18 protein-coding genes and 2 tRNA genes are annotated in these 21749 nt (G+C 60.1%); 5 read left to right on the forward strand and 15 right to left on the reverse strand.

Features of this window, described 5'->3' with window-relative positions:
- Nucleotides 1-96 precede the first annotated feature (96 nt).
- From E4J89_RS15870 to E4J89_RS15895, 4 genes are all read right to left on the reverse strand, one after another.
- Nucleotides 97-570: an NUDIX domain-containing protein gene (locus E4J89_RS15870; protein WP_169304031.1), complete on the reverse strand. Its 474-nt coding sequence runs from the start codon at nt 568-570 to the stop codon at nt 97-99.
- 501 nt (nt 571-1071) lie between these two features.
- Nucleotides 1072-2187, reverse strand: a complete 1116-nt coding sequence (gene ald / locus E4J89_RS15880; RefSeq protein WP_136787172.1) for an alanine dehydrogenase — start codon at nt 2185-2187, stop codon at nt 1072-1074.
- A 240-nt stretch (nt 2188-2427) separates the two neighbouring features.
- On the reverse strand, nt 2428-2958 hold the full coding sequence (locus E4J89_RS15885) for a flavin reductase family protein (RefSeq protein ID WP_136787174.1): 531 nt from the start codon (nt 2956-2958) through the stop codon (nt 2428-2430).
- A gap of 889 nt (nt 2959-3847) precedes the next feature.
- A complete protein-coding gene (locus E4J89_RS15895; protein WP_136787177.1) occupies nt 3848-4168 on the reverse strand; it encodes a hypothetical protein in 321 nt (106 codons plus the stop codon).
- 474 nt (nt 4169-4642) lie between these two features.
- On the opposite strand from E4J89_RS15895, the gene E4J89_RS15900 reads away from it, so the two are divergent.
- Both E4J89_RS15900 and E4J89_RS15905 read left to right on the forward strand, forming a co-directional pair.
- Nucleotides 4643-6079 carry an APC family permease gene (locus E4J89_RS15900; protein WP_136787179.1) on the forward strand — a complete coding sequence of 479 codons (1437 nt, stop codon included), beginning with the start codon at nt 4643-4645 and terminating at the stop codon, nt 6077-6079.
- A 345-nt stretch (nt 6080-6424) separates the two neighbouring features.
- Entirely contained in the window at nt 6425-6994 is a 570-nt protein-coding gene (locus E4J89_RS15905; RefSeq protein ID WP_136787181.1) for an OsmC family protein, read from the forward strand.
- A gap of 1012 nt (nt 6995-8006) precedes the next feature.
- On the opposite strand, the gene E4J89_RS15915 is transcribed toward E4J89_RS15905, so the two are convergent.
- The 5 genes from E4J89_RS15915 to E4J89_RS15935 all read right to left on the reverse strand — a co-directional run bounded on the left by E4J89_RS15915 (nt 8007) and on the right by E4J89_RS15935 (nt 14831).
- A complete protein-coding gene (locus E4J89_RS15915) occupies nt 8007-9203 on the reverse strand; it encodes a GIY-YIG nuclease family protein (RefSeq protein ID WP_136787183.1) in 1197 nt (398 codons plus the stop codon).
- A complete protein-coding gene (locus E4J89_RS15920) occupies nt 9200-11164 on the reverse strand; it encodes a DEAD/DEAH box helicase (RefSeq protein WP_136787185.1) in 1965 nt (654 codons plus the stop codon). Before E4J89_RS15920 ends, E4J89_RS15915 begins: the two co-directional genes overlap by 4 nt.
- An 8-nt stretch (nt 11165-11172) precedes the next feature.
- Entirely contained in the window at nt 11173-13872 is a 2700-nt protein-coding gene (locus E4J89_RS15925) for a DNA methyltransferase (protein ID WP_205754516.1), read from the reverse strand.
- A 327-nt stretch (nt 13873-14199) separates the two neighbouring features.
- Nucleotides 14200-14289, reverse strand: a tRNA-Ser gene (locus E4J89_RS15930).
- A 62-nt stretch (nt 14290-14351) separates the two neighbouring features.
- Nucleotides 14352-14831: a nucleoside deaminase gene (locus E4J89_RS15935; protein ID WP_136787187.1), complete on the reverse strand. Its 480-nt coding sequence runs from the start codon at nt 14829-14831 to the stop codon at nt 14352-14354.
- Between the two features lie 61 nt (nt 14832-14892).
- On the opposite strand from E4J89_RS15935, the gene upp reads away from it, so the two are divergent.
- Both upp and E4J89_RS15945 read left to right on the forward strand, forming a co-directional pair.
- The gene (gene upp / locus E4J89_RS15940; RefSeq protein WP_136787189.1) at nt 14893-15528 is read left to right on the forward strand and encodes a uracil phosphoribosyltransferase; all 636 of its coding nucleotides are present in this window, start codon (nt 14893-14895) and stop codon (nt 15526-15528) included.
- Nucleotides 15529-16058: 530 nt separating this feature from the next.
- Nucleotides 16059-16919, forward strand: a complete 861-nt coding sequence (locus E4J89_RS15945; protein ID WP_136787191.1) for a winged helix-turn-helix domain-containing protein — start codon at nt 16059-16061, stop codon at nt 16917-16919.
- A gap of 91 nt (nt 16920-17010) precedes the next feature.
- Here E4J89_RS15945 and E4J89_RS15950 read toward each other — a convergent pair whose 3' ends face one another.
- The gene (locus E4J89_RS15950) at nt 17011-18462 is read right to left on the reverse strand and encodes an NAD(P)/FAD-dependent oxidoreductase (RefSeq protein WP_136787193.1); all 1452 of its coding nucleotides are present in this window, start codon (nt 18460-18462) and stop codon (nt 17011-17013) included.
- Nucleotides 18463-18518: 56 nt separating this feature from the next.
- On the opposite strand from E4J89_RS15950, the gene E4J89_RS15955 reads away from it, so the two are divergent.
- Nucleotides 18519-19040 (forward strand): histidine phosphatase family protein, encoded by a 522-nt coding sequence (locus E4J89_RS15955; protein ID WP_136787195.1) that lies wholly within the window; start codon nt 18519-18521, stop codon nt 19038-19040.
- A gap of 72 nt (nt 19041-19112) precedes the next feature.
- Here E4J89_RS15955 and E4J89_RS15960 read toward each other — a convergent pair whose 3' ends face one another.
- The 5 genes from E4J89_RS15960 to E4J89_RS15980 all read right to left on the reverse strand — a co-directional run bounded on the left by E4J89_RS15960 (nt 19113) and on the right by E4J89_RS15980 (nt 21587).
- Nucleotides 19113-19304: a helix-turn-helix transcriptional regulator gene (locus tag E4J89_RS15960; RefSeq protein ID WP_136787254.1), complete on the reverse strand. Its 192-nt coding sequence runs from the start codon at nt 19302-19304 to the stop codon at nt 19113-19115.
- The gene (locus E4J89_RS15965; protein ID WP_136787197.1) at nt 19304-19768 is read right to left on the reverse strand and encodes a hypothetical protein; all 465 of its coding nucleotides are present in this window, start codon (nt 19766-19768) and stop codon (nt 19304-19306) included. The genes E4J89_RS15960 and E4J89_RS15965 overlap by 1 nt, the downstream gene beginning before the upstream one ends.
- Before the next feature lie 175 nt (nt 19769-19943).
- Nucleotides 19944-20846 carry an RNA polymerase sigma-70 factor gene (locus tag E4J89_RS15970; RefSeq protein ID WP_240691931.1) on the reverse strand — a complete coding sequence of 301 codons (903 nt, stop codon included), beginning with the start codon at nt 20844-20846 and terminating at the stop codon, nt 19944-19946.
- Nucleotides 20836-21384, reverse strand: coding sequence for a carboxymuconolactone decarboxylase family protein (locus E4J89_RS15975; protein ID WP_136787199.1), 549 nt, complete (start codon nt 21382-21384; stop codon nt 20836-20838). The genes E4J89_RS15970 and E4J89_RS15975 overlap by 11 nt, the downstream gene beginning before the upstream one ends.
- Nucleotides 21385-21510: 126 nt before the next feature.
- Nucleotides 21511-21587 (reverse strand) — tRNA-Arg (locus E4J89_RS15980).
- Nucleotides 21588-21749 lie beyond the last annotated feature (162 nt).

Raw genomic sequence — 21749 nt, forward strand, 5'->3', positions numbered from 1 at the left:
GTCATGACCGACTCATGGTTGCGAGGGCTCTCTTCTCGCCCATTTTGAAAAGCCTGAGTTACCTTGGGTGAAGCTACCGCATCGCTCACTAAGACATTAGCCTTCACTGTCGCCACGTCCGCCCACCAAACCTGTCGCGGCGAGCACTTGGTCCAACCAAGGAACGCGATTGACGAACCGTGTATATTTTTGCGGCATCGTCCACCGATATGAGTCATGTTCCCAGTTAATCTTGAGCTGGCGTCGTTCCGTGACGGCTGTGAATGTGTAGATCAACCAAGGACTGCCGATCTCATCATCAATCACCAATACAGGGCCATGGCGGAGAGCGACAAGGTCCCTGGCCCCAAGTCCGGCTTCCTCATATATCTCTTCCAGGGCTTGGCAGCTGGGCGAAGATCCATGTTCGACAAAGCCCGTAATGCAGTGCCAGAGGCTTCCGTCATGAGTGAGATCGCTGCTCCGTCGGAACAGGGCGATCCTGCCGCGGCACTCAAGGACAACTGCCACCACCGTTCGACTCCCTGGAATTTCCTGGCTGTGAGTGTCGGCCAATATCTGAGAGTTCAATACCGTTGGCTCCTTTGATATTTGGGCGTCAGCACGGAGCAACCATCCCAGCGTTTACGATGGCACGTGCAGCCGATTCTTATAAAGAGGTGAGGCGTTGTAACCAAGGTGAAATGAGCCTGCGCCACTTACGAATCGGGTCGGATGCCCGCATGGGAGGATGGACTCTATGCAGACACTGTGGATCCTGATGGTTCCCTGTCCGCGCGGTCATGACGTTCCCACTTGTAATCGACCCACACTTCGAAGCCCTCCGATTTCTCATATAGCTGCCGTGGATCTGGGCCCTCTGGTCTCAGCCACAGAACCTCGTCATCCCGCGTGACGGCGTCTACAGTTCCGTAACGCACGACATTGCCCTGACGCCGTATAGCCACTTGTCGACCAATGAGGGGATGCCACGCACTTTGGAAATGAAATGCCATTAAGGCCCTCACATTCGGATGATTCCCCGTGCCCTGCCTGGAATTGGAACTTCTTCAAGCAGGGCACGAGGAAGGTCTAGGCGGAGAGCAATTCTTGCCAGGGGGACAGCTCAAGGGCGTGGGCGTCGCTTACCGACCTGTTGGCAACCCTCCCAGCCGCAACGTTGAGGCCAGCGGCGAGGGACGAATCCTTCTCCAGAGCCCTCCTGACGCCTTGATTCGCCAACGCGACCACGTATGGGAGGGTGACGTTGTTGAGCGCGTAGGTAGAGGTGCTGGGTACGGCCCCGGGCATGTTGGCTACACAGTAGAAAAGGCAGTTGTGTACCGAGAAGGTCGGGGATTGATGTGTCGTGGCACGGCTGTCTTCGAAGCAGCCCCCCTGATCCACTGCGATGTCAACCAGCACGCTTCCTGGTTTCATCCGGGAGACCAGTTCGTTGCTTACAAGCTTTGGAGCCTTTGCCCCCGGAATCAACACAGAGCCAATCACAAGGTCAGATTGCACTACCGAGCGTTCAATCTCATAGCTGTTGGAAGCGACTGTCTGGATACGACCGCTGTACTGCGCATCCAGTTCTCGCAGGCGATTGACGTTTATATCAAGAATGGTGACCTTCGCACCCAAACCGAGAGCCATGGCAGCGGCATTCGTACCTGCGACCCCTGCCCCGAGTACAGTCACGTTTGCCGGCCGAACGCCTGGCACACCGCCCAGCAGGATTCCTTTGCCGCCCGCAGGAGCCATGAGTGAGTTTGCCCCAACCTGGACAGCGAGTCGACCCGCGACTTCGCTCATGGGGGCTAGGAGCGGTAGGAACCGGCCAGTCTGCACGGTCTCGTAGGCGATGGCAGTTACGCCCGAGGACAGCAGTGCTTCGGTCAGCTCAGGTTCGGCGGCGAGGTGAAGGTATGTGAAAAGGGTCAGTCCCTGACGAAAATGACAGTACTCAGAGGCGACTGGTTCCTTAACCTTGAGGACCATATCTCCCCGGCCCCAAAGATCGGTGACGTCATGAACGATTTCTGCACCGGCCAGCACGTACTCCTGATCTGAGATGCCGGAGCCTTCACCAGCACCTGCCTGAACGAGAATTTCGTGGCCGTTGCTCTTGAGCTCGTGGACTCCAGCAGCGGTGATAGCCACGCGGTACTCATTATTCTTAACTTCCTTTGGAACAGAAACGATCATGTCGGTGCTTTCTGAAGAGTTATAAAACGGTTGGACGAGAATGCAGGGTAGGTCGCCTCGACGTCAAAGCCAGCAGCGGCCTTGAGGCTTCCGTAGTACGGCGTAGGTCAAGCGCGTCACTTGTTTTTGACCGGCGGAGCCGGCCTAATAAGTTCAACGGGGTGAGCCATGGTAGATGGTTTGTAGGTGGCCAAGTAAGAGAGTTTCTTCCGGGACTACTGCCATCACCTTCAGTGGGGTTTAGTGGGTGGGTTCGTGAAGCTGACGATATTTTCCCTTGAAAAAGAGCAGAGGATCGCGGGTATGCCATTCGGCAGGGCTCATTTCGTTGACCTGCCCAACCACGATGTAGTGATCTCCTGCTTCATATTCGGAGTGCAGGTCGCAGTCGAGCCACATGAGTGTGTCAGCGATGACGGGGTTTCGGTTGCGGGTGGGATTCCAATCGATGCCGGCCCATTTGTCCGTTCCCTTGCGGGCAAACTGATTTGAAATCTCTTGCTGAGTGTCGGACAGGACATTGACGGAAAACCGGCCGGTGTCTCTGATCCGAGGGTAAGTGGTGGAGGTCAGCATGACGCTGAAGGAAATGAGCGGCGGATCCATCGAGACACTGTAGAAGGACTGGCAAGTGAAGCCGATAGGTTCCAGTCCGTCGTGCCCAGCGATGATGGTGACGCCAGAGGCGTAATGTCCGAGGGTGTTTCGAAAGGCCCGCTGGTCGATCCGTTGGCCGGTAACGCAGTTCTGGACGTCTTGCCCGGTTTTCACGATGTGTCTCCTTTTGATGCTCTGTGTGCAGTCTCTTTGCACGCTTGCAGCTACCTTGGCCGGTCGGTCGAGGGCAGGCTGCGTGTTTGCCTCAGCGTTTCGACGATGTTTTCATGGCGGGCCATTCGGCACTTTAATGACTAATTGACAGTGATTGATCAATGACGAGGGCCGGCCGGTGCGCTCAAGCTAGCGTGTCTCCGCTCACAACTGTAAAGTCTGCCAAGGGGGGAAGTCTGTGCAGGTTCAATGGATCTTTTCCTCGTCCACGCTGTGGAATCCACAGGGCCGACGGTCTCCGCAGGCCGTAGGGATTCGCCGACGGTGACACATTCCCTGCCGCCTGGGACGATCCACTGTCGCGAAGGTAATGCGGCAGCAACCCAATCAGTTAAGCGAACGACGGTGACCATTACCGGCTCCGTCTGCGGCCGCCCGTTAGGCGAAGAAGTCCGCCAAAGCTCCATGGGCTGGATCCGGGAGCCCCTATGTTCTGCCTCGGCGTCTATGGACCCAGGTGACAACACCCCGCATCATGGACGACTGGTGGGACGACTGGTGGGGGTGTCCCTATGTTCTTCGTCAAGGAGTCAAGCTGCCTTGAGCTGGGATGTCTTGTAGAGGGTCATGTGGCAAAGCAAGGCGAAGAGCGCGTCGCAGCGGCGTCTAGCGAGAGCGATTAGAGCTTGGCTGTGGCGTTTGCCCCTCGGCGCGTTTCCCGTCGTAGTTAGCCGAGGGAAGCGGGGTTGCCCTTTCGAGGTGCCCGATCTCCAGGGCACGGGAGCGAATCCGGAGTAGGAGGCCAGATAGCCTGCGGAGGCGAATGCCTTGCCGTCGATCTTGGCAATGGTCCGTGATTCCGTCCTGACGCCGACCGCCGGCATGGATGTCAGGACGAGGTGAAGCGGGTGGGCGGTTTCCGCGAAAGTTCTTCGGCTCGGGCCAGCAACTGGATGCGGGACGTGCGCGACTGCACCAGTTCCGCGGCCAGTTGCGGCAGCACGATGCCGGGTGCACCCATATCGGATACCACCAAGGCCCGCTCGCCGAGGCGGTGAAAGCCTCGGCCGCCCAGCGTTTGCCGGCCCTCGGCGCGAATTTGCCCAGCAGGCGCCCAACCGGGTTGACCGGGCTTTCGCAGGGCCTCAGGGGTCGGGTATCTGACCGGCAGTTCGGCCATCGCCGGGTGGTCCAGATGCGGTTCGATCACCCGCTCCAACGCAGGGTGGGATGAGTCTTAAGCCCAGGATCCGATTGGATGCAGCCCCGGTCTGCTGCGCCAGGTCATAGCCGAACCCGCAGAGCATCGACAGTTCGGCGGACTGCTCATCATCTGTGGGCGAACAAAGAAGGTAACGAGGGACAGACATCATGCCGAGCCCGCAGGCCAGCAGCCCTAATTTTTACCAATCCGACGCTACGAAGAAGGTAATGAGATGGCAGCACGGCGTTATCGTTGCAAGGCGAGGCGGCTACTGAGGCATTCCACACAACGGGGTTGGGGAGTCCTGATCAGGTGACAGTAGCGTCAATTGTGGTATCGACGGCTTGCACGAAGCAATTGTTGGGCATGCGTGTAGAGACAGGCACTGTAGTCGTTACATAGAGTGACGTGCGGTACTCAGCCGACAAGGCGTCTATGTCGGTCCCTATCGAACCGTCGGATTAGACCACAGGAGTAGAAATGACTGAACGTCTTACACAGGGACGAACAGATCCCCCAAAAGCCCAGACACGCTTGCGTGGATCTATTGGTGTGTGGGGACTCGTCTTCATGGTTGTCGCAGGAGCCGCACCGTTGGCCGTAATCGGAGGTACTGTTCCCGTTGGTATGTCCCTGGGTAACGGCGCCGGACTTCCGATGATTTTTCTAGTCGCGATGGTCATCCTGCTGTGCTTCGCGGTGGGGTTCATGGCGCTGACGCCCCATGTACGCAATGCCGGTGCGTTTTACACCTACATCGGTAGAGGTCTCGGGCGTCACGTCGGCTTTGGTGCCGCTTTCGTAGCTCTGCTTGGTTACCTTGCGTTGCTCATTGGCCTCTATGGCCTACTGTCTGGTTTGGCGGTAAGCCTGTTCGAGTCATGGGGCATATCCTCACACTGGCTGGTATGGGCAGTCTTGGCTTGTTTAGGCACAGGCTTCATGGGGCACCGGAATATTGACTTGTCTAAGAAGGTGCTCGGAGCAGTGCTCATAGTTGAATTGTTGATCGTCGTGGTCTTTGACGCTGCAGTTTTCCTTAGGGGCGGCGGACCGGAAGGGATATCCACAGGGTTCCTCGACCCGGTAACTGTCATGTCCGGCGCTCCGGGACTGGCTCTGCTATATGCATTCTTGAGTTTCTTGGGATTTGAAGCTACGGCAGTGTTCAGAGATGAGGTAAAGGACCCCGACCGCACGGTACCTCGTGCAACCTACCTTGCGCTTGTCGTTGTCGGCGTCTTCTACGCTGTCTCCACCTGGGCGCTGATTTCATCATTTGGGGATGACGCAGCCGTTCAGGCAGCTACCGAAAACGGTGAAGCTATGCTGCCATCTGCGATGCATCAGTACCTCGGTGCCGTTGCCGAACACGGCGTCCAAGTTCTGGTCGTGACGAGTATGTTCGCTTGCGTATTGGTTTTCCAGAATATCGTTGGGCGATATTTTTTTACGATCGCCAATCGAGGGGCATTGCCGGCCGTTCTGGGCCGGGCTCACATCAAGCATGGCTCTCCCTATGTCGCCTCCGCTGTTGTCATGGTGACTGTGCTGGTTTTCCTAGTCGGGGTAGCGATTATTGGTCTGGAGCCAATCAACGGACTCTATGCGTCCTTCGCCGGATTCGGCACCGTCGGCTTCATTATTCTCCTGCTGGGAACCTCGCTTTCTGTTCTGGTCTTTTTCGCCCGTCGATCACGTGAAAAGAAAGACAGGCCGAGTGTTGTGCGCGTTTTTATTGCCCCAGCATTAGCTCTTCTAGGCTTATGCGGGATCGCATACCTCGTCGTACAGAACCTGCCGGACCTCGTTGGAGGATCCACCACGCTAGCGGGCGTCTTACTGGTGATGTTTGCGGCTGCTTTCGGGGCCGGCGTGGTCTTGGCTTTCCGCCGCCGCGACCTCACGCTGGATTAGCACCCGTCGCACCTCGCGCTGGTGGCGGATCGTTGACAGACAGGGTGCTATCCGCAGTTGTGCGACGCCATTTCTCCTTCGTATGCGGGACCCGGCGGGGGAACTTCCACGGGAACCGCTGACTGTTATCAGGATAACTCCGATTAGATTCATTGAGAACGGCCGCCTGACAGGTCCTCTTGGATGCGGTTGGGGTATTGAGCTTCTAGAGAAAGCTCCCGTTGCGGCCGTCCGTCACGTGCTCAGTCTGGCGCGGAATCAAGCCGTGATGAATATTCCGTGTAGCGCCTTCAAAAAACTGCGAAGCCGGATTTCCACCCGAATAAATCAAACGAAAGGAACACCATGACTGAAACAAACACCGTGACCACAGAGGCTTTCGCCGATCTCGCGGCAATCAAAGCGACAGTGGCTGCTGTGACGGAACAGCGCGAGCTCGGCAAGGTTACCTTCAGCATGCTCAGCGAGTCTGCTGGCGGACTCACTGCCAAAACCGTTACAGGACCTCTGACCCAGGCAGGCCATGCCGATGAATCTCGCCACGGCAAATTCACGCTGCACAGCGACGAGCCTGTTGCACTGCTGGGTACCGACACCGCTGTAAGCCCTGCTGAATACATCCTCAAAGGCCTGGCCGGCTGCTACCTGGTTACTTTGGCCTCCCTTGCTGCAGGCAGGAACATTCCGCTGAAGCACGTCGTGCTCACCCTGGGCTTTCATATCGACCTCAGCGGTTTCCTCGGTATCGACGACAGCGTCCGCAAAGGCGCCCAGCAGATCACCGTGGACGTCGAGATAGATAGCCCCGGCACTTCCCAAGAGGACTTGGAAGACCTGATCTGTGCGATGGAAGCAACTTCGCCCATCCGCGACACCTTGGCGAACCCTGTACCCATTACCACCCGCCTCGGCTAACTCTGGACGGGCATAGCCAACGCACAAGTAATGTGCGTCCCTTAGCGGACAGAAAAGATTTAAAAAAGGAGCAAGGCTTGGGCGGGTAGCTGCACAAAGCGCGGCTGCCCGCCTTCTTGTCCGCGGGGAAAAGGGCAACCACATCGTCAGGGAGAGCAACTTGTTGTGCCCTCCTCGGAGTGGCTCTTCCGATCTCCTAGGGTTAAGTGAGGAGATCATGCGAGCCAGCCTTGTCGGCCTTGAAGAGGATCAAATACCTTGGCATCATTGCCTCCCCAGCTAGTGAGCGGGGCGAGTCGAATCGTTTTCAGGCGACACCGCCCTGTTTCCTAGAGGCGCCGAGGGCAGAGCGACAGCAGGCGGAGTAACAGTTGCAGCGTCGATCTGGCTCGGCTCGAAACGGCCGGAGATGATGCGCTCAACAGCGGCCGGTTGCCGGCGCACCGCGATCAGCGTCCGTAGAGCCAGATCGACAGTCTTACGGTTCGAGGTGGCGCCCGTTAGCTGTTTGGCCTGCTTGAGTTTGTCTCGGTCGATGTCAAATGAGGTGAGGGGCCACGGTGCCTCCTGGTATACAACGGCCGACCCTGTGAGGCTGCGCGCAGGAGCTGTTCGGGTTGTTGCGCCGATCCATCAGGCGTAGCGGCCGGTAGCCGTTGATAACTTTTATCAGCGCCCAACCGTCAGCACCAGAGCGTCTTCGACTTCTCGATAAACGCTTGGAGCGTTATGCCGCCTTCGAGGTATGAGTTGATGTCCTCTACGGTCTCGCGGTCAGGCTTCATGCCCTCCAGCGCCCAGCTGGCCATAGTGTCAACGGTCAGCTCGCGCTTCTGCTGGCTAGTGAGCAGTGATCGAAATCCTCAAGACCTATAGCGCGGAACCGTGACTAGGCACAGCCGCTAGGGCGCAGGCGAGGTCCGGAACCTTGTGTGAGGAGCGTTTGGAGAAGCGCGAGCACCGCAAAATCTGACCCGTTCGGCAGTACGCCAACGCTGCGTTCAGATGCAACTCATTTGCATTCGACAAGTCTCTTGAGCTCAGCGTCGTAAACATAGCCGACGATCTCGCCGGACATGATCATGTTGACGGCTTGGTTAATTACGTTCCGGGGCGCGACAAACCACTCCGAGGGGTCGTAGTTGCGGCCTTTTCGATCGATCTGGGTGAGATCGAGCCGCACCTCGGCGAATACCCGGTGCAGGAGGTGCTCCAGCGCGGACGGCTTAAGATTGTAGGTGCGGTATTTCTCAACGATCTTCACCGGAGCCATCAGGTACGTCGGCGACTTCTCCGCTCCCTTCAGACGCTGTTCCACGCTCGTGGTCGAGAACCCGATCTTGTGAAGGTCCGTGATCCCGGCGATCTGCGGATCATCACTCAAGGACTGGAGCACGTAGATGTGGCCGCTCTCCTTGTCAGCGTCAAAGACATCCTCGGCTTCGACGCCGGTGCGGACGATCGCCTGGCCTTCCTGCTCGTGGAGCCGGATGGAAAGGGATTGCCTGTACATCGAGGACTCGGTGCCGTTCTCGAAGATCACCCGCAGCCGCTGCTTCGGTTCAGGTTTGCCGCCGACGACCATCGTCATGGTTTCACCAACCTCGGCGACGAACAGCATGATGCCGTTCAGGACGAAGAACCGCCCCTCCTGCACTGTGGGCAGCCCCTTGAAGGGAGCCAACGTCACAGTGCTTTCGGCAAGCTCGGCGTGCTTGGCCTTGAAGAGGTGTTCGAACTGGTCAAACTCAAGGCTCTTCTTCCGCTTCGCCACGGAGTCAGGCGAATTTGGTGCCTTTCGCACCGGTAATTCCGAGACATCGAGCAGTCCGGATTCATCGCCCAGCAGATTCAGATCATCATTTTCGAGCAGGTCATCAAGCGACGTAGGGGCCTCAGGAACCTCTAACAGACCAAACTCGTCGAGATGCTTCAGTGCTGCGATTTTCTCCTCGTTGGCGAGGATGCCATCGAGCCGGGCTCCGAGCTTTCGTTCGGCGATCTCCCGCGTCGTCGAGCTCGGGATCCGGCCATGGGCACGGCGAAACTCCACGATCTCCAGGAATGCGCGCTCCAAGCGATCGGCTGAGGTGACCTTCTTAGGCTTTTCCGGTGCGTCCAGTAGTCCGTCAACATCCGCGTCGAACAGCTCTTGGAAATTCCCCGGGTATGCAAAATCTACTGGACCGACCGTTTCCGCTTCGCTCATGCTTCCTCTGCCATTTCCATTGCCCGTTGCGCGGCCTGATGCTCCTGCTTCTTGCGCTGCAGGAACAGCAGCACCTCGGCATACCGCTTCTCGGTCGGCTCTTCAGAGCGCACGTTCGGCCTGCGTCCTGCAACCTTGACCCAGTTTTGGATCTTCGGGAAAAGTGCCAGGGCTTCCTCTTCGGTGACCTCCACACGTGTGGCGGTGATGGTGTCCTGGATGATGCGCAGTACGGATGGGGTCACGGACTTGGAGATGACCTCGAAGGCCCGCTGGAACGGGTTGACCGAGTCGATGAGATTGATATTGATGTCATCGATATTAACGAACTTCTCAGCCATCTTGATGAACCGCTTATCGCCGACCTCGCGGACCTCGCCGTTCTTAATGACGGAATCCACGATGACCTGCTGACGAAGCTCTTCAACTTGAGTCTCGTCCAGGTCGGGGTACCGCTCGCGGATGATTTTCGGGATCAGAACCTTATTCGTCGTTTCGGGATCGACCGAGCCGGCGGCCGCCTTGGCGAAGGTATCATCCTGCAGAATCGTTGCCTTCAGATCATTCAAATCCGTCTCGACGATCTGTTTGACGCGTTCGGACGAGGGCTCCTTGAATCCCTTGATCTTGATGATTCCCGGCGGAGTCACGTCATCGTCGTCAGTGCGCTTGGTCTTGAAGGTGAAGTTCTGTGCGAGCACTTGCTCCATCAGCAACGACGCCGTAATGGCCTTCAGCATGTTGTTCACCGAGACCTTCACCTCACTCTGAGTGGCGTCAGGCTCAGCGATCAGGTTCGTGAACTGGGCATGCTCCTTGCCGGGGCTGTCGCGGGTGACGCGACCAATGATCTGTATGACCTCGGTGAGCGAGGCACGGTACCCGACGGTCAGGGCGTGCTCGGCAAAAGGCCAGTCGAAACCTTCCTTTGCCATGCCCAGGGCGATAATGATGTCCACACCATCGCGCTCTTTGGAAGCTACATGAGCAAGATAGTGGAGCGTGTCAGCGCGCTTCTTCTGGTCCGTGTCATCCACGAGATCAGCGACCCGAAGAATCTCACCGGTGTCTTTGCGGCGAATGCTGATGATCCCGGTCTCCGGGTCGGTAGCTTCGACATGGCCGATGGCGTCGATAATGAACCCGACTTCTTCGATCTTGTCCTTGGTGGACTCACCTGAGTTGACGTTCGGAATGTGCACGATTGTCTTCTTGTCCAGAAGCAGGACCTCACCGATCGCATCGGTATAGCGGCCCTGGTAGAAGTGATGCCCGATGCCAAGCGAGTGCAAGTACTCATAACCGTTGAGCTGGTCGTAGTAGTTGAAAGTGACCGGCGTGAACCGTGCCTCATCCTCAGCAGACAGCACAGGGACTGAATCGCCGCGGAAATACGAACCGGTCATAGCAACGATGTGCACGTCCGAGCCGTTCATGACTTCACGCAGGAGCGCACCCAACCGGTTAGCCTCCGTGTTCGCTGAGACATGATGGAATTCATCGATCGCCAGCACGGTACCGTTGAACGCATCCGGTGCGAGCTTTTCGAAGGCGAACCGCAGAGTTGCGTGCGTGCACACCAGAGTGGCGTCGGGGCCTTCGAGAAAGTCGATGAACGCGCCAACCTTGCCTTGCGAGGAACCGGCGTCGCAGAGGTTGTGCTCGTCTTTGATTTCCCAGTCTGCGAAGAACCCCTGCAAGGTGAGCTTCGTCGAGGAGAAGGACGCCCCGATGGAACGCTCGGGGACGGCAACGATGACCTTTTTCCGGCCTTGGTTGTAGAGCTTATCGAGCGCAACAAACATCAAAGCACGCGATTTGCCTGAGGCCGGCGGAGCCTTGACCAGGAGGTGCTGGGCATCTCGCTTTGCGAAGACGCGCTGCTGCATCTCGCGCATACCTAAGGCGTCGGTGTTGACCGATGCCTTAGTGCGGGCATACGTCACGTCGACGATGTTCATCGGCTTGTTCACTTCTTCTGGTTCCCCTTTGCAGACTCTGCTTCTGTCATCGCCTCATACATAGCAAAGAGGTCCGACAACCTTTGTTCATCAGTCTCGTAGGCATGTTTTGAGTAGATCGAATCCACGAGAGTATCAATCTCGGCATGAGCGGCGCGGAGGTCGGCGGGCATGTACTTCGGATCGTAGAGTTCTGCCAAGGTGAGTTCGCAGTGGTACTCGCGGACATCCAACACACGAAGGGCTGCAACCGTGAGCCTTTCCTTCAAGTCATCGGAAAGTTGCGGCACCGGAAAGTTGTTGTACACGATTGTGTTGGAGTAGCGATAATTGATTCGCATTCTTCCTGCGACGGCTCGCACCCATGTCATGTGTGCTTTCGAGGTGATAATCGCGAATACCCAGGGCTCAGCATCGTACGCGGCGAATGCGGCATTAGAAATCACAGTGTCGGGCCCCAGATACCCGACGGGAATGTAGTCGCGAAGCCCCGAAGACGCAGCAGGGACAATAATCGACTCCGTCGGCTTGTAGCGGACCTCACCAAAGCGGAACGGCATGGACGAGATCTTCTGAGTGGCGGCCTTCGGGCTTGCCCTACGCATCTCGGACGTTTTCACGAAACGACGTTGCAGAGGCGCGATACTTAGTGCTGACTCTTCCTCGCCTGGGTTCACCCACACGCAGTATCGGTCTAGTCCGTTGATGAATTCCAGCGAGCCAAGGAAGGTCTTGAGGAAGTGTGCGGCTTGAGGAGCTTCATCTATGAGGGCATTCCGGTCGTGAGGTTCAAGGACCAAGTTGCCACCGTCGGTTGGTTGCGAGCCCTTTTCCATGGGCGGCAGTGCCGAAAGCGGTTTGGAGCGTGAATGAACGTAGATGTTCTTGCCGTCTGCGAGATAACCATTGATATTTGACGCAGCGATCTGTAGGTCATCCGTGAAGAGATACTTTGGACGCTGTCCCACTCTTCGCAAGCCGATAACGGCGACTGTGACGTCGGCGTTTCCCTTAGCATTGTTGTCCCATTGGAACCCGGTGTGAGCGAAACCGATCTCCAGATCCATGGAGAAGATCATGGGAAACATGAGCGCAACGTGTTCGCCTTGTGACACAGTCTTTGTCGTTACGAATGCGAGCTCAGCTCGGCTACGCGCGATGTACTCAGCGCCTTTGATAAACCAGAGGGCGATGTAGTTAAGGCTCTTCGAGTATGGACGTGTGCCGAACACAAAGCCGAAGTCTGCTTTTTGGGCAGTCGACTGCCTTGTCGACCCGTAGTACGGCGGGTTTCCGATGAGGTAGATCTCATCGGTCCCGTTGTTGGGGCAAATATGATTCCAGTCGACACGAGCGGCATTGCCCGCCTGAACCTGACCTGTCTCCTTCAGCGGGATCAGCGGGATGGAGAGCTTGAACTTTTCCTTAAACTCGCTGTTCATCTGGTGCTTGGCGATCCAGAGGGAGAGAATTGCGACCTCGACCGCAAAGTCGTCGAGCTCGATGCCGTAGAAGTTCTCAATGTTAATCTTCGACTCGGCGTACAGCACCTGATGCTTCGGATCGATCTCAAACAGTCGCTCCAAGATTGCGTGCTCCAGACGGCGCAGTTCCTTGTAGGCAATGACGAGGAAGTTGCCGGACCCACAGGCGGGGTCGAAAACCTTGATCGCGCTTATGCGTTCGAGCAGTGCTTCAAGCTTCTTGACGGAGTCGAATCCGGTATCGAGCTGTTCCTTCAAATCATCCAGGAACAGCGGCTCGATGGTCTTGAGGATGTTCGGCACCGACGTGTAATGCTGGCCCAGATCGCTGCGCTTGCCCGGGGTGACAATCGCTTGGAACATAGATCCGAAAATGTCCGGGTTGATGTCGCGCCAGATCAGCGTGCCCGACTCAAGTAGCAGGTCGCGGGCATTTCTCGTGAACTGCGGCACCACATGCTCTGGTGCCATGGTGAACAACCGGCCGTTGACGTACGGGAACCGTGCCAGGTGTTTGGGCTTCTTTGCGGCGTCTTCAGTATCGAGCGCCATGAAGACTGCCGTGAGGAACTCAGCGACGTCTGAACCGTCGGGCTGGGTATGCGAGCCGACGGCGTTGGTGAAGACACCCTCATCGAAGATGCCTGTGTCTTCGGCAAAGAAGCAGAACAGGAGCCGGGTGAAGAACACATTCAGGGCATGACGCCCGTGTGCCATGTCGAACATGCCGGGGTTCGCCGCCAGCAGCTCGTCGAACAGTTTGCCCATCCGTTCAGCTGCCTTGACGTCCGCGTGCGCCTCGGCGACGTATTGTGCTTTCTCCATTCCGGCCCAGGGCAGGAAGAACGTGAAGTGTTGGTTGATGTCCCGGATCGGGATCATCAGGTTCTCGCCGGTCTTCGTGTCGATGGCCAGCAGTTCCATGTAGTCGGTGACGATCACGAAGCGCGTGTTGTACCGCACGACCAGCGGGGAAGTCTTCAGCTCGTCGATGACCGCGAGCGGATCATCGGTTGTCTCCTTGAAGTAGACGACGTTTTTCTGCGCCACTTCAGTGCATGGATCTTTGGCAACGTTGAGCGAGCCATTGCGCAGTCGGGTCACATTGCCCTGAGGCTTTCCATACGCCAGTAACAGGCTGAAAATGAACTCGCGATCGTAGGATTCACGGCCGCCGAGTGGGGCAACGCGTTCCTCGACAGATTTTAAGTTCAGCTTCACCATCGACGATTTTCCTCCGCGAATGTGATCCCACCGAGGGCCTGGCCCTCGGTGTTTAAACCCTTGCATCCGAGGCCGGCTGGCATGCCGTCGGCAGACGACCTCGGATCGCAAGCGTTCATACTCCTCGTCGGCAGCGCAGGAGCGCGCAATACCTCCCCGTGATCTTATCCGGGACTGTCCCGGCGCACCGACGCAGCCCTGTCTTCGAGCGAAACGAGTGCGGGACCTGATGCGGGATTTGACCGGCCGCCACCGGAGTCTGCACCATAAATGCACCACGCCACTCCCCGAAATGAAGAAAACCCCCGGATTTCCGGGGGTTTTCTGTGGCGGTGACGGTGGGATTTGAACCCACGTTGGCTGTTACACCAAACAACATTTCGAGTGTTGCACCTTCGGCCGCTCGGACACGTCACCAACGCGTCAACTTTACCCGTTGTTGGCCCTGAGCCCCAAAACGGCCCGATGAGAGGCCCGTGTCAGAGCGCGGAGTCGCCGCGGTGGCCCGCAAAGAAGCCGCGGAGCATGGCGGCCGACTCGTCGGCCCGGACCTCGGGGTAGACCTCAACCCAGTGGTTCAACCGCCGTTCCCGCAGGATGTCGAAGACGCTGCCGGCTGCCCCGGCTTTTTCATCCCAGGCTCCGAAGACCACCTGCGGGATCCGGGCCAGCACAATGGCGCCGGCGCACATGGCGCATGGCTCCAGCGTTACCACCAAGGTGCAGTGGTCCAGCCGCCACGTTCCAAGCTTTCGAGCTGCCTCCCTGATGGCCACCATCTCGGCGTGGCCGGTGGGGTCGTGGAGCGCCTCCCGTTCGTTGCGTCCGGAACCCAGCACCTCGCCGTCGGGCCCGATCACTACGGCACCGATCGGTACATCGAGTGTGTCCAGCGCCAGGCGCGCCTGGTCCAGGGCAAGGCCCATCCATCGGTGGTGCTGCGGATCAATCGGGCCCATGGCACCATTCTGGCAGGCCCGATGTTTGTCCCTGCCAACCGGCTGCCGGTAGTTTTGTGTAATGCGCGTACTCGAAGTGGACCATCCTCTTGTTGCCCACAAACTCACCGTTCTCCGCGACAAGACCACTCCGTCGCCCGTCTTTCGCCAGCTCACCGAAGAACTGGTGACCCTGCTCGCTTATGAGGCCACCCGCGATGTCCGCACCGAGCCGGTGGAGATCGAGACTCCGGTAACCCTGACCATCGGCACTGCCTTCACCAAGCCCACCCCGCTGGTGGTGCCGATCCTGCGCGCCGGTCTCGGCATGCTCGAGGGTATGACCAAGCTGGTGCCGACCGCCGAGGTCGGGTTCCTTGGCATGGCCCGCAACGAGGAAACCCTCGATGTGATCACCTACGCCGAGCGGCTGCCGGCCGACCTCACCGGACGCCAGGTGTTCGTGCTGGATCCCATGCTGGCCACCGGCGGCACGTTGCGCGAAGCCATCAAGTTCCTCTTCGCGCGGGGCGCCGCGGACGTAACCTGCATCTGCCTGCTCGCCGCGCCCGAAGGGCTGCAGGCGCTGCGAGATGAACTTGAGGACACCAATGTCTCGATCGTCGTGGCCTCCATTGACGAGCGGCTGAACGAGAAGGCGTACATCGTGCCGGGGCTCGGCGACGCTGGCGACCGGCTCTACGGAGTGGCCGGCTGACCCAGCCGACAGGCGCCCAACGGAGGGCTGCGGCTTCAAGACCCGCCGCGCCTGGCCGGAACGAGAGGTGTGTCCACATTTTGGACGCCTTGCAATATCCCGCGGTATCGGGTTAGCCGCTGCCTGAGGGGGGCCTTAACGCCCCATGGGTGAATATTTATGCGGTCAAAGCCTGAAGCGATCGCTTTGCATTTATATTTATTCACCGTGATTATTGTGATCCCTCGCACAAAAACATGGAATCGTCTCATTATTTGAGATAAGCAGGCTTATATTACTTGCACGTAAGCTTTGTTACGAGGAAACTCATGCTTGTGAACAACAACGCAACAGCATCTGCAGCCGCAGCCATCAGTTTCGGAGGGTCTCCCGGATCACTGACGGACTGTTGCCGAATGCAGGCCTAACTCCCCACCCCTCGAGTTATCCAGGCAATCCAACTGTCCAATGGCGGGCGCCAGAAACACATTCCGTGCGGGCATGCCATGCATTCGCGCCGTGATGACGGCCATTCACACATGAGGTTCTCAATGTCAGTTTCATCCGGATACGTCCACATCTCCGTCCGCAACGCACAGAACCGGGCGGCCGCCGCCCAGCGTCAGGCCGCCGGAGCGCACCAGCAGTTCGCCGGGCAACCGAACCACCAAGGGGAGCAGCCCTACCGCGTGCTGCGTGCGGTTCCGGGCCAGTACGACGCCGGTGCGGCCAACCCGACCACGGCACCGACCCCTGTGGTCACCCCGAATGGAATTCCCGGGCCGCAGGCAGTCTCCAATGACACCGTTGCCCGCGGTTTTGTTCTCTACGTAGGCCTCGACGAGGAAGCCGCCGCCGCCCAGGGGACCTCGCTGAGCAAGTTGGCGGCCCAGGTCCGTGCCTACGTGCAGTCGCTGGCCGCTGACGCCCAGACCCACGGGGCCGTGGCCCTTGCCCCGGCCGACGCGCCAGGCGAGAACATTGATGTGGTCCGCCAGGCCCTCGGCGACCCCACCGTCAGCCGCCGTCCGCGCACGCCGGCGGTGGAGATCCAGCGCCAGCCTCAGCAGGCTTCGCACGCCAGCCGTCCGAGCGGCGTGCTGATCGATCTGTCCCGCCGTGAAGTGCATCTGGACGGCGAGACGCTGAACCTGACGTTCAAGGAATTCGAGCTTCTCAACTACTTGGTGGAAAACGCCACCCGCACGGTGGGCCGCGAAGAGCTGCTCTCCGGACTGTGGAAGAACGCCGAGGAAGTTCCGAACGAGCGCACCATCGACGTACACATCCGCCGGCTTCGGTCGAAGCTGGGCCGTTTGGCCAATACCGTGCGCACCGTACGGGGCCAGGGGTACCGGTTTTACGAGCACCCGGAAGTAGTTGTCTGGGCTGCGCCGGAGTACTCGATCTAGCGCTTTACTCGCCTTTCGCACCCCGGCCCCCGAATTCCTCGGGGGCCGGGGTGCTTTGTTGATTCTGCACCTCTACGCCGCTCCAGCAGGGTTACAGGCCGTATTTTTCTAGGAGGCGGAGCCAGACTTCGCTGATGGTGGGGTAGGAGGGGACGGCGTGCCAGAGGCGGTCCAGCGGGACTTGACCGACGATGGCGGTGGTGGCCGCGTGCAGCAGTTCGCCGACGCCGGGGCCGGCGAAGGTCATGCCCACGATCACCTTGCGCTCCTCGTCCACCACCATCTGCGCCCAGCCTTGGTAGCCATCGGCGTAGAGCGAGGATCCGGCGACGGCGATCGGCAGTTCGGTGGCCGAGACACTTAGGCCGCGCTCCCGGGCCTGGTCTTCGGTCAGGCCGACGAAGGCGAGCTCCGGATCGGTGAAAACCACCGAGGGCACCGCCGCGTCGTCGGCCGTGCTGGCATAGCGGCTCCACGGTTTCGGTTCACCGTCCAGCTCTCCGGCTGCCCGGGCGGCGATCGCCTCTCCGGTGGCGCGGGCCTGGTATTTGCCCTGGTGGGTCAGCTGCGCCTTGCCCGCCGCATCGCCCACCGCGTACAGCCAGCCGCCGTCCACTCCGGCAACGCACCCGCTGGCGTCCACGTCGAGATGCTTCGGGTCCAGCCCGATTCCTTCCAGGCCGAGCCCGGACAGGGCCGGGTGCCGTCCGCTGGAAACCAGAAGTTTGGCTCCCGTGACGGTGTCTGCCGCCCCTGTCTCCCCGTCCGAACCCGCCGCGGTCAGCGTGAGGGTGACGCCGCCGTCGTGCGCATCCGCACGGGAGGTGGCGGTGTGCAAGCGGATCCGCACTCCGTCGCGGCGCAGACCGGCTTCCACCAGCCGCCGGGCCGGTTCAGGAAACTTCGCCAACAAATCCCCGCGAGCCACCAGCGTGACGTCGGTGCCCAGCCGGGCGTAGGCCTGGGCCAACTCGCAGCCGGAGACGCCGCCGCCCAGCACCAGCAGGCTCTCCGGAACCTCGCGGGCGGAAGTGGCCTCGCGGGTTCCCCAGAACTCGATCTTGTCCAGGCCATCGACCCGCGGCACCGTCGGCGCGGACCCTGTGGCCAGCACGACGGCGTGGCGCGCCGCGATGCGTGTCTGCGTTCCGTCGTCGTCCGTGACCGTCACCTCGCGCGGACTGCTGATCTCGGCGGTGCCACGCAGCAGTTCGATGCCGGCCCCGTCCACCCACTTCACCTGCGACGAGTCGTCCCAATGGGAGGTGAACGAGTCCCGGCGGGCCAGCACCGCGTCCGCATCCAGGCTGCCGGTCACGGCCTGCGCAGCGCCCTGGACGCTCCGCGCGGCCTGCAGCACCGTCCCGGGACGCAGCAGCGCCTTGGATGGCATGCAGGCCCAGTAGGAGCATTCGCCGCCCACCAGTTCCGCTTCCACCAGAATGGTCTTGAGCCCTCCGTTGGCGGTGCGCTCCGCCGCGTTCTCGCCGACCGCGCCGGCACCAATCACCACAACGTCCGCTTCGAGTGTTTGCTCAGGCATGTGCCGAGCCTTGCACCGCTGCGTGGCCGTGGCAAGGGGGCTACTACACTCGTGGTGTGAACGACCACCACCTGAAGAAGCTCATGATCATGCGCCACGCCAAGGCTGCGTGGCCGTTGGGGGTGGAGGACCATGAACGGCCGCTGGCCAAGCGCGGGCACGACGAGGCGCCGCTGATCGGACGTTGGATGGTGGAACACGACTCGATCCCCGATTTCATTCTGTGCTCCTCGGCACTGCGCACCCGGCAGACCTGCACCTGGGTGTGCAACGAACTGGGGGAGAAGGCGCCGACGCCGATGCTCTCCGACGAACTGTACGACTCACCAGGGGTGCGGGTGCTGTCCGAGATCAACCAACTGCCGGACACCATCACCTCGCTGCTGGTGGTGGCGCACATGCCGGCGGTGCAGGATCTCGCTATGCGGCTGGCCTCGGTGGACTCGGACGAAGAGGCCGTGATGGAGATGGCCACCCACTACCCGACGTCCGGCCTGACCGTGCTCCAGCACGCCAAGAGCTGGGCCGAACTGGACGGACGCGACGCCGCGGTCACCAACTTCGTGGTGCTGCGCTGACCCAGCTTCCGCCCGATCGACTGCTCAGAATGCCGCGTGCCTCTGCGTCGCCTGGATGGCGGGCGGCCGCAGTCACTGCGGTGTGAACAGGTCCTCAATACTGCATTGGAAGACAGCCGCGAGCCGGAACGCGACTGGCAACGATGGGTCGTACCGGCCCTTCTCAATGGAAATGATGGTCTGACGCGATACTCCGAGCTCATCGGCCAACCGCTGCTGCGACCAACCTAACTCTTGGCGATGCTGCGGAAGCATGTTTTCCATCAGGCAGCGGATTTCTTCAGCCACAGGTAGCGTGCTGCGAAGTCGAGCATGGCAAACAGCAGCACTGCGGCGAGGATCCAGCCGATGGGTGCTTCCAGTCCCGTGAAGGAGAACACGGCAGCGCCCAGCCCGCCGGCCAGGAGAATATCTCCGAACGCCCCGCTCGTAGCTTTCTGATACCACGCCGATTCAATGGAATCCTCCGGCTTGTCAATCGCTCCAGTGAGAGTTGAGCGCTCCACGAGGACTGCCCATCCGAGTGCTGCTGCGACCGGCAGGGTGCAGACTACGACGACGGCGAACGCAAGCAGCGGACGCTCTACATCGGTCAGCAGCACGAAGAGCCCGCCTAGACCCGCGGAGATCAGTACGCCGATCGCCAGCGATGTACTCAACAATGCTGCGGTGCCGCCGCCAAAGCGTGCCTGCCCCCAGCGACTCCGCGCAATGACCTTGTCGCCCAAGTCCCGCTTCCCTTCTGTAGTGGGAAGCGCTTCTCCAGTGAGCACCTCCTAGGTCAAGGAAACTTTACAGTAAAGCGCACTTGACGTAAAGGGTGCTTGACTGTCGGGGCGGCTCGACTGGAACGAGTGTGATCCGGGCGTCCGATCGCCAGGGGACGGGGGCGTTCAGCGTCAGCTAGACGTGGATGCGGTGCAGCTTGTCCGGGTTCCGGACCAGGAAAATCTCCCGGACCAGGCCGCCGTCGATCCTGAAGCTTGCCACGGTATCCACCGCGCCGTCGGGGTCGACGGCGACGAGGGCCGGCAGCCCATTGACTTCGGCCACGTGCAGCTGGAACGGGGTGTCGGGCTTGCTGGTGACGCCGAGCAGGAAGCGCAGCACCTTCTCCACACCCAGGATGGGCCGCAGCGCCGCCGACTTCTGTCCGCCGCCGTCGCTGGTGAGAATGACGTCGGGAGCCAGCAGGCCCAGCAGCGGCTCGACCACCCCGGTGGTGGCTGCCTGCAGGAACTGCTCGGTAATCCGCTTGTGCAGGGCCGGATCCACTTGGTTCCTGGCCTGCCGGCTGGCCACATGGGCACGGGCGCGGGAGATCAGCTGCCGCACCGCGGCCGGGGAGCGGTCCAGTGTGCGGGCGATTTCCGGTGCCGGATACCCGAAGACTTCGCTCAGGATGTAGGCAGCGCGCTCCAGCGGGGACAGTTGTTCAAGGACCACCAGCATGGCCAGCGAAACATCATCGGCCAGCACGGCGGCTTCGTCGGGTGCAGGGGCTGCCGCCGCGCCCGGCAGGCTGCTGACTGGCTCGGGCAGCCACGGGCCCACGTACTCCTCCCGGCGCCGCTGTTGCGTGCGGAGCCGGTTCAGCGCCAGGTTGGTCACCGTCCGCAGCAGGTAGGCACGCGGCTCCCGGACCTCCTCGAGGGGCACCTCGGCAAAGCGCAGCCAGGCCTCCTGGACCACGTCCTCGGCGTCCGCCGCGCTCCCCAGCAACCGGTAGGCCGCGCCAAAAAGCAGCCCCCGGTACTGCTGGAACACGTCAAGGTTCGACTCCGTCGTCGTCACTTCAGCCTCCAATGCTGCACGTCTCCTTGAATCCCTGGCTGGTCAGCCCCATGGCGGCATTCACCCTTGAACGCTGGTTCTCCACGCCAATCAGGTAGGTCAGTTCGGCCAGTTGTGCCGGACTCAGGTTTTGCCTCAGCCTATCCACAAGTTCATCGGTAACGGCCGGCGGCGTGGCCGTCATGGCTTCGGCAAATTCAAGGACATCACGTTCCGCTTCGCTGTAGACGGTGGCGGTGCGCCACTGGGGGACGGCCCGAAGTTTGGCCGGATCAACGCCTTGATGGTGGTACTCCCAGTAGCCAAAATCCATGCACCAGCTGCACCCGATGGTGGCGGAGGCGCCCATCACCGCCAGCGCACTCAGCGTGGGCGGGACGGACCGGAACTTGCCCACGGCGGTTTCGTGCCGCAGCCAGGCGAACAGCACCCTGCGGTTGTGCATCATGGCGAGGCCGGGATCCAGCACTTTGCCGTACTTGCGCTTGCTGTAACCGGTCATGATCCGCAGGAACAGGCTGGGCTCGTGATCTAGCGGGATGCGTGCCATGTGGTCCTCCTTGACTCTGCCCCGGAAGTGGGGTTGTCAGGGAGACACCGCAGAGGTGGCGGAGTGTGACATCGGAGTAAGTGAGCATAAAAAATGCGGCCCGGTCGGTGACCGGGCCGCATCTGTTGGTGCGCCCAGAGGGATTCGAACCCCCGGCCTTCTGTTCCGTAGACAGACGCTCTATCCAGCTGAGCTATGGGCGCTTGGCCTCGCGGCCGGATACAACTGTAGCGTGTTTATCGGGCGGTCGCCAAATCGAGGGGTCCATGCCCCGCTGAGCCCCGGAATTCCGGGCGTTCTCGGCCCCTTGGGTTGTTCAGGTCCACTACGGCGCCATGTGAACTAGACCGGTCTATATGACCTTA

This window comes from Arthrobacter sp. CAU 1506, assembly GCF_005047635.1.
Classification (GTDB): Bacteria; Actinomycetota; Actinomycetes; order Actinomycetales; family Micrococcaceae; genus Crystallibacter.

Bases quoted from the DNA above. Each gene is read 5' to 3' on its own strand.
- ald (WP_136787172.1), bottom strand. From the start codon at position 2,187: ATGATCGTTTCTGTTCCAAAGGAAGTTAAGAATAATGAGTACCGCGTG.
- E4J89_RS15900 (WP_136787179.1), top strand. From the start codon at position 4,643: ATGACTGAACGTCTTACACAGGGACGAACAGATCCCCCAAAAGCCCAG.
- E4J89_RS15905 (WP_136787181.1), top strand. From the start codon at position 6,425: ATGACTGAAACAAACACCGTGACCACAGAGGCTTTCGCCGATCTCGCG.
- E4J89_RS15915 (WP_136787183.1), bottom strand. From the start codon at position 9,203: ATGAGCGAAGCGGAAACGGTCGGTCCAGTAGATTTTGCATACCCGGGG.
- E4J89_RS15920 (WP_136787185.1), bottom strand. From the start codon at position 11,164: ATGAACATCGTCGACGTGACGTATGCCCGCACTAAGGCATCGGTCAAC.
- E4J89_RS15925 (WP_205754516.1), bottom strand. From the start codon at position 13,872: ATGGTGAAGCTGAACTTAAAATCTGTCGAGGAACGCGTTGCCCCACTC.
- E4J89_RS15935 (WP_136787187.1), bottom strand. From the start codon at position 14,831: ATGGGCCCGATTGATCCGCAGCACCACCGATGGATGGGCCTTGCCCTG.
- upp (WP_136787189.1), top strand. From the start codon at position 14,893: ATGCGCGTACTCGAAGTGGACCATCCTCTTGTTGCCCACAAACTCACC.
- E4J89_RS15945 (WP_136787191.1), top strand. From the start codon at position 16,059: ATGTCAGTTTCATCCGGATACGTCCACATCTCCGTCCGCAACGCACAG.
- E4J89_RS15950 (WP_136787193.1), bottom strand. From the start codon at position 18,462: ATGCCTGAGCAAACACTCGAAGCGGACGTTGTGGTGATTGGTGCCGGC.
- E4J89_RS15960 (WP_136787254.1), bottom strand. From the start codon at position 19,304: ATGGAAAACATGCTTCCGCAGCATCGCCAAGAGTTAGGTTGGTCGCAG.
- E4J89_RS15975 (WP_136787199.1), bottom strand. From the start codon at position 21,384: ATGGCACGCATCCCGCTAGATCACGAGCCCAGCCTGTTCCTGCGGATC.